We start from the raw sequence: 16,653 nt of genomic DNA on the forward strand, positions 1-16,653 counted from the left end.
CGGGTGTGATCACGGGGAAATATCTCAGCATCAGCCTTCAAATTGTAGGCGGGAGTTTACCTCGCGCTTGGGCTTTTGATTGCAAATTTGAGTTTATATGTCGCGTTGGCGACGGCAACCAAAGAAAGGCAAACGCCGACCTCTCTTTGGAATCTCACAGCGCCCCGAGGAGCACACTATATCCTCAATTGTAATTAATAATATGAACGTAAACTCCGTGTATTCGCCGTCCATGGCAAAGTCACGGCTATCGCGCATTGCCTAAAGGGATTTAGGTACTTGGAATTTGTCGGGAACAAAATTCCGCCATGCGCAGCTATTATTCATCATTAATTCAATTTCGGGTGTGATCACGGGGAATTATCTCAGCGTCAGCCTTCAAATTGTAGGCGGGAGTTTACCTCGCGCTTTGTTTTTAGATCCGAGTTTAATTCGCGTAGTACTTTGCATAACTCCTTAAAAACTCTGTTTTCTAAATGGGGTTTTCAACCATTGTCTATAATCTTTATCCAATTGCGGAAAATGCTGATACAGCATATTTTTTAACTCTGCTGCAGTGAGTTTACTGCATGGCGATTTTTGCTCGGCTAGCATGATGCTTTTTAAAAACTGTTTGCCTTTATTAGAATCCATCAAAAAATATATAGCAGCCCAACTGCTCGCATAAAGTTTAGTGTCATCGCCTGTTTGCCACGTGTCATCTAAACCTATCAACCAATTAATAGTAAAAACACTTTGCGCTACGCGCTTATTATTTACCCAGCCAGGATGTGGCTCAACACTAACTAGTTGCATGCTGTTTTTGGTATATTCAAAATACTCAGCTAACCCCTCATTGAGCAAGCGAGGAGTCGAGCCTAATATTGCTTTGTTAACCGCATGCACCGCTTCGTGTACCGCTGTGCGCATAGCACTTTGCTCATTTCTATAATTTATTAAAGCTGAGTTGGTAGAATGAAAATACATACCATCGGTGTTTGTTGGATCGGCCCCGCGCAGTTTAATTGCTTGCTCATAGCTTCTTCGTGTTGCAAATACAGTTAAATTTAACCTTACTTTTTTTAATGCATCAACACCTATAATTTGGCCATACACCTTAAAAACAGTATTGAGCTTTATACGTAACTCTTCAGTAAACGATGGCGGTAAGTTAGCTGCATGTAGCGTTAATTCAAAGTAATCAAGCGGCTCAACAAAATCTGTGTCGAGTGTTGCTACCTCAAAGTCAGGCTTTTTATCACTAAAATGTGGTACGCCATTGCTATCTGTCCAGGTGTAAATATTGCCATTACGCTTATATTTAACTTTACCTAATGATACATCTACACAGCGCGTAGTGTCGGCTTGTGGTAAATGGTTTTGCATTGCAGTTTTAGAAGAAAATGACGGGGCAGCAGCCGTTTTTACAACGGTTAGTTCAGGCTCTTCTGCCATTTCAACTTTAGTTTTTATATCTTCGTAAATTGCCCTAAAACTGCCAATAGGATCATGATAATTGAATACCCGTCCTGTTAAATGATTAGCAATAAGTGCCGATGCAATTAACAGCACAATAAATACAAATAGCACTCGCCATTGTGTGTTTAACATATTTATGGCCGCTTATTCCACTGCTCTTCAAATAATCGTTTTTGCTCACCGCGGTACTCACTGCACCATACAAAATCGGATGACTCCATTCCCTTAGCTCGGCAACGTTTAGGTAAAGTATAAAACTCAGACCAAGCTTTAAGCTTACCTGGGTCGTTATAGCTATCACTATAAAATTGCATATTCGGCATTTTTGTGTGTAATAACGCGTTATTACTAGTGCTATAAACGGAAGATCGTTGATGTGTTCGATTGGTTTGTTTGGGGTTATCACAATGCTTTGCAAGTTCTTCAAATAAAGATTTGAATCGTGCTTTTAATCGCTCACCTTCTTTCACTCTATAGCCTTGACGCAACCGTGAACGTATTGTTTCACGTTCTTTTTCAATTCTGTCGCAGCGACTTTGTGAGTAGGATTCGTATGCTTGAGGTAACGTTGTAAATATGGCAAGTAGTATCAATAAAATCCATTTAATCATTATTTATCCTTAAATTGAGTGCTTTCTTCCTTTGAGCTCCTAGAGTGAATATAAGGGATTGGATATAAAATAGAAACAGATAGTTTAGGGGAATTACTAAGTCGTGCTTTAGCGCAATAGTAAAAGTAATTTTGTAGGCGTTAAGTTTGCTGACGCCAAAAGCGCAACTTTTGAATTGTAGGCGGGAGTTTACCTCGCACTTGGGCTTTTAAATTGCAAATTTGAGTTATATGTCGCGTTGGCGACGGCAACCAAAGAAAGGCAAACGCCGGCCTCTCTTTGGAATCTCACAGCGCCCCGAGGATCACACTGCTTCCTCAATTTAAATTAATGATATGAACGTAACCAGCGTAGATAGGCCATCCGTGGCCTAGCTACGCTTTTTAACAGCATCCATGCTGTAAATTACTCACCATTAATTCAATTTCGGGTGTGATCACGGGGGAGTTGTCTTAGCAGCTGCCTTTAGTTCAACAATGAGTTAATGCTTGTTTACATTGCATTTTTTAGTAAACTGAATGTTCGCAAACAGGGAGTGGTTTTAATGCAGCAAATTGGTATTTACGAGCAGTTAATTACGCAAGTAATTAAGCAAAACTTAAATCGTGATCAATTTTATGTAGGTGAGCGCCAGCTTGAAACGGCCGAAGCCGCAACATGGCTTTCACGCTTTTTAGGTAAGCTTGTTGAACATGCGATTGATGCAATCCCTAATTCAAAAAAGCGCTTAGAAGAACAAATTGACCTTGCCAACAACCTTGTACTTTGGCTTAAAGATCACATTCGTGATGACGAACTAATCAACGAAAATCTTATCGACAGCCAAGGCCGAATACTTACCGCGCTATTTAATACCCAAAACCCTATTGCGGCCAACCTTAAAGATTACTCAAGCGATATATTCCCACTCACAGGCCTTACACAAAGCGAATTATTTAGCGGTGCTAATGCAGGTATATCGCTCGAAACCGAGCTAAAGCGCGAGATAAAATCGTCCGACACTATTTATTGGTTGGTCTCATTTATAAAATGGACAGGGCTGCGCATATTTAAAAATGAGCTGGAAGCGTTTACCAAAAGCGGCAATAAACTCAAAGTTATTACTACTTCGTACATGGGCGCAACGGATGCTAAAGCCGTTGAGTTTTTAGCAAACCTACCAAATACCGAAGTAAAGCTAAGTTATAACAATCAGCAAGAACGCCTACATGCTAAATCCTACTTATTTATGCGCAATACGGGTTTTCATACAGGGTATATTGGCTCGTCTAACTTATCGCATTCGGCGCTTACCAGCGGCCTTGAATGGAACTTAAAAATTACCGCACAAGAAATCCCACACATAATAGCCAAAACCAAAAGTACCTTTGAAACCTACTGGGAATCAAAAGACTTCGAGCTATTTACAGGCGCTGTTGAGTGTAAAGAAAAGCTCATTAATTCACTTAACGAGCAACGCGGTGTTGGGCAACCAAGCAGCCTATTTTATTTTGATATAACACCAAAAACTCATCAACTCGCTATTTTAGAAAAGCTAAGTGCTGAGCGCAGCGTACATAAGCGTTTTAAAAACTTAGTGGTTGCCGCAACCGGCACAGGTAAAACTATAATATCGGCGTTCGACTTTAAAACCGTTTACGACAAAAACCCAAACGCACACTTTTTGTTTGTAGCCCACCGCGAAGAAATACTAAAACAAGCGCAAAGCGCTTACCGTGGTGTGCTTAAAAATAACGACTTTGGTGAGCTGTGGGTAGGTAACTACAAACCACAACGCTACAACCAATTATTTGCATCAATCCAAACGCTGAACAGCCAAATTGAATCGCTAAATTTAACTCACGATTATTACGACTACATAGTAATAGACGAAGTACATCACGTAAGCGCTGCCAGTTATCGCGCTATATTAAACCACTTTACGCCCACAATATTACTTGGCTTAACCGCAACACCAGAGCGACAAGATGGTGCAAATATACTCGATGATTTTTGTGGCGTAATAGCCGCCGAAATTCGCTTACCAGAGGCAATAAACCAGCGCCATTTATGCCCATTTCAATACTTTGGACTAGATGACGACACCGACCTAAGCCAAATAACATGGCGAGGCGGCCGTTACGATATAAGCGAGCTAAGTAACCTTTATACAGGTGAAAACAACCGCGCTAACAAAATTATATCCAGCCTTGCCGATATCGTAACCAATGTTCACGCTATTAAAGCACTCGCGTTTTGCGTAAGCCAAAAACACGCTGAATTTATGGCCTCTAAATTTAACTTAGCAGGCATAAACGCCGATGTACTCACCAGCAAAAACACCAATGAGCGCGCGGCTAAGCAACAAGCACTGCGCCAAGGCGAAATACAAATACTCTGTGTAGTTGATATTTTTAACGAAGGTGTCGATATTCCAGAGGTTGATACTCTGTTATTTTTACGCCCGACTGAAAGCCTAACGCTGTTTTTGCAGCAACTAGGCCGTGGTTTGCGCCTGCCCGATAACAGCCAAAAGCAGTGCTGTACCGTACTCGACTTTGTAGGCAATGCTCGCCCAGAATATGACTTTGCGAGTAAATTCCGCGCACTCATTGGTAAAAGTAACCAGCCAATAAAAACCGAAATCGAAAACAACTTCCCGCATCTACCGCTAGGTTGCCGTATAGAGTTACAAAAGCGCACACAACAAACAATATTAAAAAATATTCAGCAAGCCATAAACTCTAAACGCCGTTTACAGCAGCTGATAAATAGCTATTCGCAACATACCAATGACGCGCTAACGCTAAGTAACTTTTTACGCATAAACCCACAAGTCACGCTTGAGGATATATACAAACCAAAAGACGGTAGGATCGGCGGCTGGCATTGGTTAAAGGACGGTGAAATACCTGCAGAGCAAGCCGATATTTACGCCGCGTATTACCGCGCAATCAACACCCAATTACTCGGCTGCGACTCGCTCAGCTACTTATGCTTTTTACGTGATTTATGTAATAACGATTTTAGCTTTATGCCAACAGCACAAAACCAACAGTACGCACTTATGGCGCATTACAACTTTTGGGATTCCACTGGCACAAGTTTAGGCTTTAAAACGCTTGAACAAAGCTTACAAACGCTTATTCATCCAGCGTTACAGCACGAACTTGCACAAGTAATCACGCTTTTATTAAACCGCATTCACCAACAAGAAAGCGATTTAGCGTGTTTACCTAATCACGCCATAAAATTGCACAGCCGCTACACGCGCCAGCAAATACTTTCTGCATTTGGAGCGCACTCGTTTGATAAAAAATCGACAGCCCGCGAAGGCGTTTTAGAGTTTAAAAACCAAAATCTAGAGCTATTATTTGTAACGCTTAATAAGTGTGAAAAAACCTACTCACCCACCACGCTGTATCACGATTACGCAATCAGCCCCACCCTATTCCATTGGCAAACGCAAAACAGCGCTCGCCCTGAACACGGCCGTGGCCTTAGTTATATTCAGCACCAAAAAACTGGCAAAACCATCCTGTTATTTGTGCGAGAACAAGGCAAAGACGAAAACGGCAGAACTATGGGATTTGTAAACTACGGCGAGGTTAAATACCAAAGCCATAACGGCAGCCAGCCAATGAATATAACTTGGGAGTTAACAAACCCCATGCCAAGTAAAATGTGGCATGAGGCTGGGAAGTTAGCGGTTGGGTGATTAAAAATTAGAAAAGTCGTCTATGAATTATCTCCAATCTATCAACAAACACACCTTCCCCGTGATCACACCTGAAACTGAGTTAATGATGAGTAATTTACAGCATGGATGCTGTAAAAAGCGTAGCTTGGCCATGGATGGCCTACCTACGCTGGTTACGTTCACATCATTAACGTAAGTTGAAGATAAAGTGTGATCCTCGGGTGCGCCGTGGGATTCCAAAGGGTGGACGGCGGTATGCACCCTTTGGTTGCAATCGCCAACGCGATTAAACCTCGAATAGAGGCTTTTAAACCCTTTAAATCTTCATGCAAAAAAACAATTTATGAGCGCGATATAAAATAGCACCAACATATTAATTACACCGAAATTCAAAAGCTTCGCTTTTCGCGTCAGCAAGCTCTTCGCCTACAAGTTAAAGCGCGATATAAAATCGCACCTACAACTATTCCACAACTACCTGCTTAAACCGCGCAAATGTTCGCATGCTTTCATCAGCAATCATTACTTCATAATCTGGGTTTTGAGCGATTAACTCATATTGCCCATTTGGTAATTTATTAACTTTGCGCAGTAAATACTGCCCATCACCGCTTATATCGTCTCGCTCTATCGCGACTATTTGGCCGCGCAGCGATCCCGCTTTATCGGATGTTATAAGCTCAAGTAGTAGTAAGTCGCCATCAAGTATTGGGTTTTTACCGCCATTCATTGAGTTACCCGATGCATGCGCAAAAAAGTGTACTTGTGGGTCGAGCTTTCCTGCGCCAATTGGCGCAGCCATAAATTCCATATCGCTTTCATCCCCTGTTTTAAAATGCCCACAAGCAATTTTTATATTGGGGAAATACGGCAATTTGATTACTTCATTTACAGTTTTTAATTGGCTTGTAAAAAGCTCCTCATCATTACTGCTTTCTGTAGGAATAATATTTACGACTGAGTTATCAACTTGCTCTTCAAATGAAAGCAATGCTTTGAAGTGGTGGTTTTGAAGCTTAAAACCTATTTTTTGGTAATAATCTTTACCGTCTTGGATATATTGCTGCCTGATTTCGGCAAGTGCGTTCTCATCTAGCTTTTCCCACAGTACTGAGTCAAACGAAATAATGTTGAGGTCTTTTGCGTGATAAATAAAACGTTTACGCTCGAACTTTTCAAACGGGTTTGCTAATAAACTACGAGTTAAATAAGCAATATCGTTTAAGCGTTCTTTATCATTGAGTGGGTTTTTGTCTTTTTCTGCTTGTCCGAACTCTTGTTGTAACTGCTTGTAAAAACTTTGATATCGCAACACAAGTTTTGAAATTTGAGCTTCGCCTTGTGCATTACACTCACTTATAAAGGCAAGTAAAAAAGTAATTTTATATGAGAATGAATAATCTCGGCTTTGTAAAAATTCAAAGAAATCATCTCGTCTTGAATCTTCAGTACGTTCTTTAATATTTTTGTCTATTTTTATTTGTTTTAACTGTGATTCACTAAAATAGTTTAAAGTATGTTTACCAAATGGGTGCGTTTTTTCTGGGGTAATATCTCCTTTTTTAACCCAACTTTTTACCGTGCCTGTTGAAATAAATAACTCACGAGCAAGCTGCTCTTCATTTAGCAAACCTCCAAACTCATGTTCAAAAGTGAATATGTTTATTTTTTCAATACGGCGTTCACCTTCGTATAAACGATCTAACTCAATCGCTTCGCTTTCGGGTGTTGGAGCCTCTGTTTTTATTATATTTTCAAATGGCTTGTAAGTAGAAAAGTTAAATAAGCCATGTACTGACATTGGTTGCAAAGCTGCGCCATAGCTATCTACGACATCGACAACAATAAGCGCTTCTTTGTCTTTGTAATTACGCGTACCACGCCCTAATTGCTGGGTGTAAAGTACTTTAGACATTGTGGGTCTTGCCATAACTAAAATTTCAGTTTGTGGCGCATCCCACCCTTCGTTAAGTAGATCGCAAGCACATAAAAAGCGTATATCCCCTTTTTGATATTCATCAAGCCCTTTGCGATCAGAGCCATGTACTGCTTGTGCGCTAATTCCATGCTTATTAAACAATTGCGCCATTCGTTGGGCGTGCTTTATGTCGGTGCAAAACACAACACCTTGCTTTAGTGGCTGACCCTCAATTAAAGGTTCCGCAAAGTATTTATTGATTAAATCTACAATTAATTGATCGCGCGAAGGCACTAGTACGGTTTTATTTAAATCAGCCTTTACATAGTCTTTGCCGTTAAAACGTACTTGCGATAGGTCAATGTTAGATTGAAGCCGGTAAGCTCTTATTTGCGGAGCAAGTCCTTTTTGGATTGCTTGCTCTAAAGTTAAGTCGACTTTGTAGCGACCAAATATATCTTGCAGCTTTTGGGCATCGGGTCTTTCGTCTGTTGCAGTAAGCCCTAATAGTGTTTTGGGTTTAAAGTATTCAATTACTTTTCTTAACCCTGTTGCTACTGCATGATGAGCTTCATCAATCAGAATATAATCAAAAGATTGTGATTGCATGGTACTGTAATGGCGCATCATGTAAGCACTCGTTTGCACTACAACATCAAGTGTTGGATCTGTTAATAACTCACCCACTATTAATTGGGGATGTCTTAAACCTAATCGCTCTTTTAATTGTTTTTTTAAAGCTGTACTAGGTACTACTGCTAAAGCTTTTTTACATATACCAGCATCAATTTGATTTTTTAAATCTTCTATAAATACTTCTGTTTTGCCTGTACCAGTAGGTAAAACAACTAAAAAAGTACTTTTACCTTTCTCGCGCTGATTTGAAATACTATTCACAGCTTGATCTTGATGATCTAAAAGCTGAAATGATAAATCACGCTCTGCTAAGTATTTAGGTGCAGCACTAAAGCTTTTAGGATCACCGAAATAATCACGCATTTGATCACTAAATTTATAGTCATCGCTCATACCTCTGCTTGACCACCTAAAAACTAAGTAGCCATCGTAAACTAATGAGTTTTGCTTAAATAATTGCGAACGATAGCTTCTTAAACCAATTATAAGCGGGTGATGATAACGCTCTCCATTAAGTTCAATAGCTATATTACTTTGGCTTTTAGCACCATTATTTCTTGTTAAGACAAAATCTATATAGCGGACATGCCCTGCACTATCAATGTATTTACTTTCAGCTTCAAGTGCGTGTAAATATTGAGCGCCGAACACGTCTTCAAATAAGCAGGTAAAATTATACTCAGGTGGGGTTGGATCAGTGTGGGTTTCGGTGCGTTCGGCTCCAAATTTTTTTATTTTATCTAATTGTTGTTCTTCTGAACCAAGAAAAATATCAAGATCGGCTTGAAATTGCGTTTGTGTCTCAATTGATAAAGAGGTATCTAAATCATAAATAAAACGATACAAGCCTTGATACTTATGCATCAACTGGTTTTGGTGACTGGTGTATTCAACGTATTGATAGTCAGATAACTTTAATTGAAAAAGAGTTGTATCAATAAATACAGCTGGACTATTGTTTTTTATATACAGTCTGCCAACGGTATTTTGTTCTAGTAGCTTATAGCCATATTCCAGCAGCGCTTGGTCACAGTATTCAAACTGGTTTGTAATACTCATATTCATTATAGCTATTCGCCTATACTGGTTAGACGTTGCATTAGCGCATTGAGCCACACTTCACTTTCGCGCCCAGGCCGTTGATCGACTGTTTGCCATTGTTTTATTATTTTAAGTTGAGTGTGCTGATCAATTAATGCTGTTAAACCATTTTCAGTTAAATCGGTAAATTCGCGACCATTATGCACACGCTCTGTATCGCCATATTTAAACGATACATACAAAACACCATTTGGTTTTAGTGCATTTTGTAGGTTTAAAAATACCTGTGGTAATTCAGCTTTTGGCACGTGTAATAAACTGGCGCAGCACCAAATGGCATCGTATTTATTAACACAATCTAGCTGCTGGAAGGTTTTAACGTCGACGGGTTGTTGTAAGTAACTGCTTGCTAATGCGGCAAGCTCTGGGCTTGCATCAAACGCACTCACAGTAAAACCCTGCTTTTTAAAATAAGCTGCATCGCGGGCACTACCGCAACCTGCATCTAAAATATGGCCGTGTTCGGTAACGTGTGGCAAAAACTCAGCATACAGCACTGACATATCAACATTTAAGGTTGAATCACTAAAGCTTTGTGCGTTTTGATTGTAGTAACTAAGTGTGGAGTTTGACACGAGACACACCGCTCCTTGGCTTATCTGTTAATAACTAACGTATTATTAAGTTAGTATTCATTTAAAACAATTTACCTGATTGGTAAAAATAAATATAGGCTTATTAGTTATATAACCAATAAAAACTACGCCGTTATCATTAATACGCGCCTGCTTTTACAATTATGTAAATTTAGCCTTAACTTTTAAACAATTAAGTACAAGCTTTTGTTATTACTAAATTTAAAAAACCACACAACACGTTTAAATTAATCCGAAGGTATAATCGTGCCTACACATTAAAAGCTGCGCTTTTCGCGCCAGCAAGCTCAACGCCTACAGCCCATAAGCGCGAAGTAAACTCCCGCTACTCTTGTACATTAACCTTGGTTAATTTTTACCTAAAGCCTCAAGCCTGACATCTAAAACCTGCTCTTGCCATACGGGCTATTTTTTAAGTTTCTTTTACCTTTCATCTTTGGCTTTGGATCTGTATAATTCGCCAGCTAATTTACCCTATTGTCTGGTTCTTGTTTGTGGCGTTTTGCTGCAGCCTATCCCTGTCAGTACTTTTTCTAGGATTACATTTTTTTGATCTCCACCGCAAATATCACGATGCAGTTTGGCGCAGAGCCGTTGTTTGAAAACATTTCAGCTAAATTTGGTAACGGTAACCGTTACGGTTTAATTGGCGCTAACGGCTGCGGCAAGTCGACTTTCATGAAAATTTTAAGCGGGGCACTTGTGCCAAGTGCCGGTAATGTATCTATTACTCCTGGGTTAAAAGTAGGTAACCTAAGCCAAGACCAGTTTGCGTTTGAAGAATTTAGCGTAGTTGACGCTGTAATTATGGGCGACGTGGAGCTTTGGAAAGTAAAGCAAGAGCGCGAACGTATTTACTCTTTGCCAGAAATGAGCGAAGACGATGGCATGAAAGTAGCTGAGCTAGAAAGCGTATTTGCAGAAATGGACGGTTACACGGCAGAAAGCCGCGCTGAAGAAATTTTGCTAGAAGCGGGTATCGATAAAGAATTTCATTATGGCTTAATGGCAAACGTAGCGCCAGGCTGGAAACTACGTGTGCTTTTAGCACAGGCGTTGTTTGCAAACCCTGATATTTTGCTACTCGATGAGCCTACCAATAACTTGGATATTCATACAATTACCTGGCTTGCTAACGAGCTTAACAAGCGTAAATGTACCATGATTATTATTTCGCATGACCGTCACTTTTTAAACTCGGTATGTACACACATGGCCGATATTGATTACGGTGAGCTGCGTATTTACCCTGGTAACTACGAGAAGTTTTTAGAAGCTGCTGGCCTACAACGTGAGCAATTACTTGCTGAAAACGCGAAAAAGAGCGCTGAAATTGACGAACTACAAGACTTTGTTAACCGTTTTGGTGCTAACGCATCTAAAGCGAAACAAGCAAGTTCGCGTGCTAAAAAAATGGATAAAATTAAACTTGATGAAGTTAAATCGTCAAGCCGTATGAGCCCTTCGCTAAGCTTTGACGAAGGTAAAAAAATGTATCGCCAAGCGCTTGAAGTTAATAAAATTGGCCATGGCTTTGATGGCGAAATGTTGTTCTCTGGCGGCGACTTATTACTTGAAGCCGGCGCTAAGCTTGCGGTAATTGGCGAAAATGGTGTGGGTAAAACTACCTTTTTACGCTGTTTAGTAGACGAGCTTAAAAGCTTAGAGGGCGAAGTTAAGTGGTCTGAAAATGCTACTTTTGGTTATTGCCCGCAAGACAGCACTAAAGATTTTGATAACGACTTAACCTTGTTTGATTGGATGTCGCAGTGGCGCACCGCTAAGCACAACGATTTAATGGTACGTGGCATGTTAGGCCGTTTGTTGTTTACAGCAGACGATTCAAACAAAAAAGCGCGTAACTGTTCAGGTGGTGAAAAAAACCGTTTGTTATTTGGTAAGTTAATGATGCAAGACGTTAACGTACTAGTAATGGACGAGCCTACAAACCACATGGATATGGAAGCCATTGAAGCACTTAACAATGCGTTAAAAGACTTCCAAGGTACGCTTATTTTTGTAAGCCATGACCGTGAGTTTGTATCGTCACTTGCTACGCGTATTATTGATATTAAAGATAAGCAAGTAATCGACTTTCAAGGCTCGTTTGACGAGTACCTAGCCAGTTGTGAAGAGAAAAAAGTAGCGTAATAACAGCTTTTAAATACTCTATTTAAGTATTAAGTAAAAACGGTGCTAACTTTAGCGCCGTTTTTTTGTGCTTGTTATTTGCGTTTCGAGCTTGGGCTTTGGCCTGTGAGCAATTGTTTTTTAAGTAATTAACTCACAAAGAGAGTATGAGGCGCTGCGCTTTAGAGGGTGAAAAGAGCTGTAAGTTTCGAACTGCGGATAAAATGGAACAGCTCTACTCATTTACTCTCATTATCTACTCTTTGTGCAATTTTTGTAGGCGGGGCTTTATGCCGCGCATTTTAAATTTAAAAGCCTATTCACAAAGAGGCTATGAGGCGCTGCGCTTTCGAGGGTGAAAAGAGCTGTAAGTTTCGAACTGCAGATAAAATGGAACTGCTCTACTCATTTACTCTCATTACCTTCTCTTTGTGCAATTTTTGTAGGCGGGGCTTTATGCCGCGCATTTTAAATAATAGAATGATCGCTTTTAAAATAAGCGACGTAATGTAATGTGAAGGGCTTAAAAAGTTGGCTGTCGGGTAACCAAGGTCACTGTGTATATCCCCCTTCGCCATGTAAGTTAAAAAAGGTGTATTTTTTGATGATTTATACACCTTATTTATTTTTGTAACTTAATTTAAAGTATTGAATTGAGTTAAGTAATTGTTCAGCTTAGTCGCGTTATTATGCAATCTAACTTATTGTTTTTCCCTTTGACATTATGTTGTTTTAAGTAGTTTTTGCCAGCTCACCTTGAGCTGGTTTTTTTTGCCTAATTTTTATCAATAGCGTCTAAAAATGTCTAATTGCTGCAAACTAACGTTAATTACCTAACCAGCGCTATAAAGTGTTTAACGAAACAGCAACCTCCTCTAGTACCCTGAATCTGTGCATGTTAAAGTTGCCTTAGCGATTTATTGATTTTATTTATTAGGCGTACTATGCGTTACTTTTTATTACTATTGTTTATTTGCGTAACTTTTAATTCTACAGCAATCATTGCTGCTGAAGATGACCCTTTTTCGGCTCCCACCGAGCAGCAACAAAACCAAGCTGTTGATGGGCTAGCTGCTCCTATGTATAAACCGCTAATGGAGCGTTATATTCTTGATGAGCTTAGAGCTGTGCGTCAAGATCAGCAAAAACTGCGTGAGGATGTAACTAAACAAGTAACTCATGCCCAGCTAGATACCGCTGACCGTGCAATTACCTATACTACTGATACCATTAACAATGTATTTTTTATTATTACTGCTACCGCATCAATTTTAGTATTAGTTGGTTGGAACTCACTGCGCGATGTTAAAAATAAAGTAGAAGACATAGTAAATACCCGAGTAAGCGTTATTACCGATGAGTATGAAGATCGCTTAAAAATTCTTGAAGAAAAACTGCGCGTTCGCTCTGAAGAAATACTCAGTAACCAAGAACGGATTTCGGTCACTAATGAAGTTCATTCACTGTGGATGCGGGCTAATTTAGAAAGTGATTTTGCTAATAAAATTGAAATTTTTGACGAAATTTTAAAACGTAAACCCGAAGACGTAGAAGCTATTGCTTATAAAGCCGATGCACTGCTAGAAATTAACGACACAGCACAAGCTATTGAGCTATGTAACCAAGCAATAGAGATAGACAGCGATTATGGCTATGCTTATTGGCAACGTGCGTGTGCTTATGCGTTAATTCATGAACATGCCGATGCGTTAGCCGATATTAAAATGGCGTTAGATTACTCACCTAACTTACGCAATGAACTACTGCACGAGAGTGCGTTTGCTAGCCTACACGACAACGAAAGCTTTAACGAAATTTTGAGTGCGACTAGCGTTTAAAGTACAGATCTATTGCTTTACTGAGCAGCTCGTCGAGCTGCTCTTCAAACTCTACTATATTTATTTGAAAGTGATCAAAGTACAGCTTGGCCTGAACTTGCGATAAGTTGCGGCTATTTACGCTGTATTGACGTTCACTTTTTTGCTTGTCGTAACGAGGGGTAAATAAAAATTGCGCATAATATGGTGATTTAATATGCTTATTAGCATAGCGACAAAAATCTTCTATGTGGCTTAGCCCTTGTGGGCCTAAACAGCCTGGCTCTACCCGATACTCTAGGCGAATTTTTTTCTCGTCGTTTAACTGCATTTTGATACTTACTTACCTAGTTATGGGTTATCGAAAAAATAACACACGAATTATTTTACCATCTTTAACTTGATAGCTTGAAATAAGCTCTGAGCGTTTATCTATTACGTTTTTATCTACTGAGCAGGTTTCTGATAATTCATGATCAATTACTATGTCGCCATGTACTATGCGTTTAATTGGTGATGAATGAATGCATTTTAGCTTTTTAAACATTAAGCCATAACGGGCTATTAGTTTTTCTTTACCTTTAAATAGCAGCTCGTTAGGAAAAATATAAAATTCAACGTCTTCGGCATAAACCCGAATAAACTCTTCAATATTACGGGCGTTATAGGCTTTAACTAATTGTTCAATTACAGCTAATGATTCGCGCGATTGTTTGGCTTTTGTTTGCTGTTTTTGCGTTAAGGCTTCTTTAGCTTGCGTTACTACTTGCTCAGCTTTGGCAATAGCGGCGGCTTTTTCTTCTTTATTTTTAATTTTTTCAACTGGCTTAGGGGTTTCGGTGCCAAGTACTTTTGAGTCGTCTACTTTGTTAGGATCAACAACTGGTTTTGTTAATACTGCTTCTTTATGTTCTAGGGTATTGAGCCTATCTGTAGCTTGTTGCTTTGACTCGTCGGCAGCTTGCTGCTGTTTTTCAATTACAGGCTTAGCTTGCTCTGCACTGCTTTGCGCCGTTGTGTTGGTTTCTTGCTCTGTTGCGTAAACAAGTGCCGCGGCACCAATAAATATAAAAGCAAAAACGATAGGTAAAGATTTCATAGTTTTCCTAAAATGAGCACGAAATACTGTTAGGGCGCAACATAGCAAATTTTACGGTTTTGGGGTAGTGATTATCTGTTTAGTACTAGAGCATGTTTGGTATTTAGCATGGTTATTGCCCATTTAAAGGAATAACCACACTAAATAGGTACTTATTTACCTAAAAACCAAACATATTGCTACACGTTCAAGCGGGCAAAATACACACGCCTAACTACCAATATTGCTCAACCGTTATGTGGCCGGGGGTTCTACGGCGATTGCGTTGGTAATTTTGGCTTATTAGTAATTCGGTGGTGTCTTTTACCATTTGCGGATTACCACAGATCATAAACTGTGCATTTTCGGGCGTGGCATCTAGCCCAACGTGCGAAAACAATTGCTTATTAGCTATCGCATCCGTTATTCGTCCGTGCAACCCTACATCAGCTTGCTCACGACTCACTACGGGAATGTAATTTAACTGCTTAGGATGAGCTTCAAGTAGCGTGTTTATAAGCTCCTGATAGCTTAAATCGTCATTTAAACGTACACCATGTACTAGGTTTATATGCTGATACTTTTGCCATACTTCGCTCTGTTGTAGCATGGATAAAAATGGTCCCAAAGCGGTGCCGGTACTAAGCATCCATAACTGCTCGCTGGCGGGTATTTCGTCAAGGGTAAAAAAGCCCGTAGCACGGCGCTCTATTAATACATTATCGCCTGGTTGTAGCTTGGCTAAATGCGATGAGAGTAAACCGTCAACTACGTTTATTAGGTAAAACTCTAAATTGGGGTCATCGGGGGCATTAACGTAGGAGTAAGCCCGCGCAATGCGCTTATCGCCATCCATTATAGATAGCTTAGTAAACTGCCCCGCTTTAAATGGCTCAACGTCGGCATTTACCGTTATGCTAAATAACGAGTCTGTCCACCAAGTAATTGTTTTTACTGTTGCATCAACCCAATTAGACATAGTTAGCTCCTATATTATCGGCTATAAAGTATTAAGGTTACTGACTTACTTTAAATGTGCGTTTTAGAGCTTAAACCTTAACATTAAGTAACAAATACTTATAGAGTAATTAGCTGCCAAATTTTACGAGTGAAAATAGGAAATAAATAAGTAGAGCTAGATTTATTTTTCACACAATCCACAGCTCTTTTCACCCACTAAAGCACAGCGCCTCATTGCCTCTTTGTGAACAGGTTTTAATTTAAAATGCGCGACAACAATTTGCACAAAGAGAAGACAATGAGAGTAAATGAGTAGACATAAAACACATTGTTCTTGGCTTTGTTATTCCTCTAAAAGCGCAGCGCCTCATACCCTCTTTGTGAATAAAATGGGCTTAAATGTTTTTGCAAAAAGAGGAGAAAATGAAAGTAAATGAGTAGACATAAAACACATTGTTCTTGGCTTTGTTATTTCTTTAAAAGCGCAGCGTCTCATACCCTCTTTGTGAATAAAATGGGCTTAGATGTTTTTGTATAAAGAGCAGAAGGTGTGAAAGTATACAAACAGGTTTTAGCGCATTACGCCAGTAAGTTGCTTGGCTGCAAAATAATATCTGGCTTAAACTTAATTTGTAGATGCAGAGCTAACTCACGTTAAAAGCTAAAGTT

At 39.7% G+C, this 16,653-nt stretch carries 10 protein-coding genes; 3 read left to right on the forward strand and 7 right to left on the reverse strand.

The features are described 5' to 3' along the window. Positions 1-456: 456 nt before the first annotated feature. Both I6F41_RS15665 and I6F41_RS15670 read right to left on the reverse strand, forming a co-directional pair. A complete protein-coding gene (locus I6F41_RS15665) occupies positions 457-1,590 on the reverse strand; it encodes a DUF1570 domain-containing protein (RefSeq protein WP_197108738.1) in 1,134 nt (377 codons plus the stop codon). A gap of 2 nt (positions 1,591-1,592) precedes the next feature. Next, positions 1,593-2,069, reverse strand: a complete 477-nt coding sequence (locus I6F41_RS15670; RefSeq protein WP_197108739.1) for a hypothetical protein — start codon at positions 2,067-2,069, stop codon at positions 1,593-1,595. A gap of 544 nt (positions 2,070-2,613) precedes the next feature. Between I6F41_RS15670 and I6F41_RS15675 the strand changes: the two genes are divergently transcribed. Next, complete coding sequence (locus I6F41_RS15675) at positions 2,614-5,766, forward strand: DUF3427 domain-containing protein (protein WP_197108741.1); 3,153 nt, start codon at positions 2,614-2,616, stop codon at positions 5,764-5,766. Positions 5,767-6,211: 445 nt separating this feature from the next. Here I6F41_RS15675 and I6F41_RS15680 read toward each other — a convergent pair whose 3' ends face one another. Then, a complete protein-coding gene (locus tag I6F41_RS15680) occupies positions 6,212-9,367 on the reverse strand; it encodes a DEAD/DEAH box helicase (RefSeq protein ID WP_197108742.1) in 3,156 nt (1,051 codons plus the stop codon). 5 nt (positions 9,368-9,372) lie between these two features. Next, positions 9,373-9,978: a class I SAM-dependent methyltransferase gene (locus I6F41_RS15685; RefSeq protein ID WP_197108743.1), complete on the reverse strand. Its 606-nt coding sequence runs from the start codon at positions 9,976-9,978 to the stop codon at positions 9,373-9,375. Between the two features lie 570 nt (positions 9,979-10,548). On the opposite strand from I6F41_RS15685, the gene I6F41_RS15690 reads away from it, so the two are divergent. Both I6F41_RS15690 and I6F41_RS15695 read left to right on the forward strand, forming a co-directional pair. Further along, a complete protein-coding gene (locus tag I6F41_RS15690) occupies positions 10,549-12,150 on the forward strand; it encodes an ABC-F family ATPase (protein WP_011329728.1) in 1,602 nt (533 codons plus the stop codon). A gap of 923 nt (positions 12,151-13,073) precedes the next feature. Beyond that, on the forward strand, positions 13,074-13,967 hold the full coding sequence (locus I6F41_RS15695; protein ID WP_011329727.1) for a tetratricopeptide repeat protein: 894 nt from the start codon (positions 13,074-13,076) through the stop codon (positions 13,965-13,967). On the opposite strand, the gene I6F41_RS15700 is transcribed toward I6F41_RS15695, so the two are convergent. From I6F41_RS15700 to I6F41_RS15710, 3 genes are all read right to left on the reverse strand, one after another. Next, complete coding sequence (locus tag I6F41_RS15700) at positions 13,957-14,277, reverse strand: hypothetical protein (protein ID WP_011329726.1); 321 nt, start codon at positions 14,275-14,277, stop codon at positions 13,957-13,959. The genes I6F41_RS15695 and I6F41_RS15700 overlap by 11 nt on opposite strands. A 27-nt stretch (positions 14,278-14,304) precedes the next feature. Then, entirely contained in the window at positions 14,305-15,045 is a 741-nt protein-coding gene (locus I6F41_RS15705) for a nuclear transport factor 2 family protein (protein WP_011329725.1), read from the reverse strand. Positions 15,046-15,259: 214 nt separating this feature from the next. Beyond that, positions 15,260-16,003: a ferredoxin--NADP reductase gene (locus tag I6F41_RS15710; RefSeq protein ID WP_182684212.1), complete on the reverse strand. Its 744-nt coding sequence runs from the start codon at positions 16,001-16,003 to the stop codon at positions 15,260-15,262. Between the last annotated feature and the right edge of the window lie 650 nt (positions 16,004-16,653).

It is taken from the genome of Pseudoalteromonas sp. SCQQ13, from assembly GCF_015864415.1.
GTDB lineage: Bacteria > Pseudomonadota > Gammaproteobacteria > Enterobacterales > Alteromonadaceae > Pseudoalteromonas > Pseudoalteromonas nigrifaciens.

Coding starts and splice junctions, on each gene's coding strand:
- I6F41_RS15665 (WP_197108738.1), bottom strand. CDS start 1,590: ATGTTAAACACACAATGGCGAGTGCTATTTGTATTTATTGTGCTGTTA.
- I6F41_RS15670 (WP_197108739.1), bottom strand. CDS start 2,069: ATGATTAAATGGATTTTATTGATACTACTTGCCATATTTACAACGTTA.
- I6F41_RS15675 (WP_197108741.1), top strand. CDS start 2,614: ATGCAGCAAATTGGTATTTACGAGCAGTTAATTACGCAAGTAATTAAG.
- I6F41_RS15680 (WP_197108742.1), bottom strand. CDS start 9,367: ATGAATATGAGTATTACAAACCAGTTTGAATACTGTGACCAAGCGCTG.
- I6F41_RS15695 (WP_011329727.1), top strand. CDS start 13,074: ATGCGTTACTTTTTATTACTATTGTTTATTTGCGTAACTTTTAATTCT.
- I6F41_RS15700 (WP_011329726.1), bottom strand. CDS start 14,277: ATGCAGTTAAACGACGAGAAAAAAATTCGCCTAGAGTATCGGGTAGAG.
- I6F41_RS15705 (WP_011329725.1), bottom strand. CDS start 15,045: ATGAAATCTTTACCTATCGTTTTTGCTTTTATATTTATTGGTGCCGCG.
- I6F41_RS15710 (WP_182684212.1), bottom strand. CDS start 16,003: ATGTCTAATTGGGTTGATGCAACAGTAAAAACAATTACTTGGTGGACA.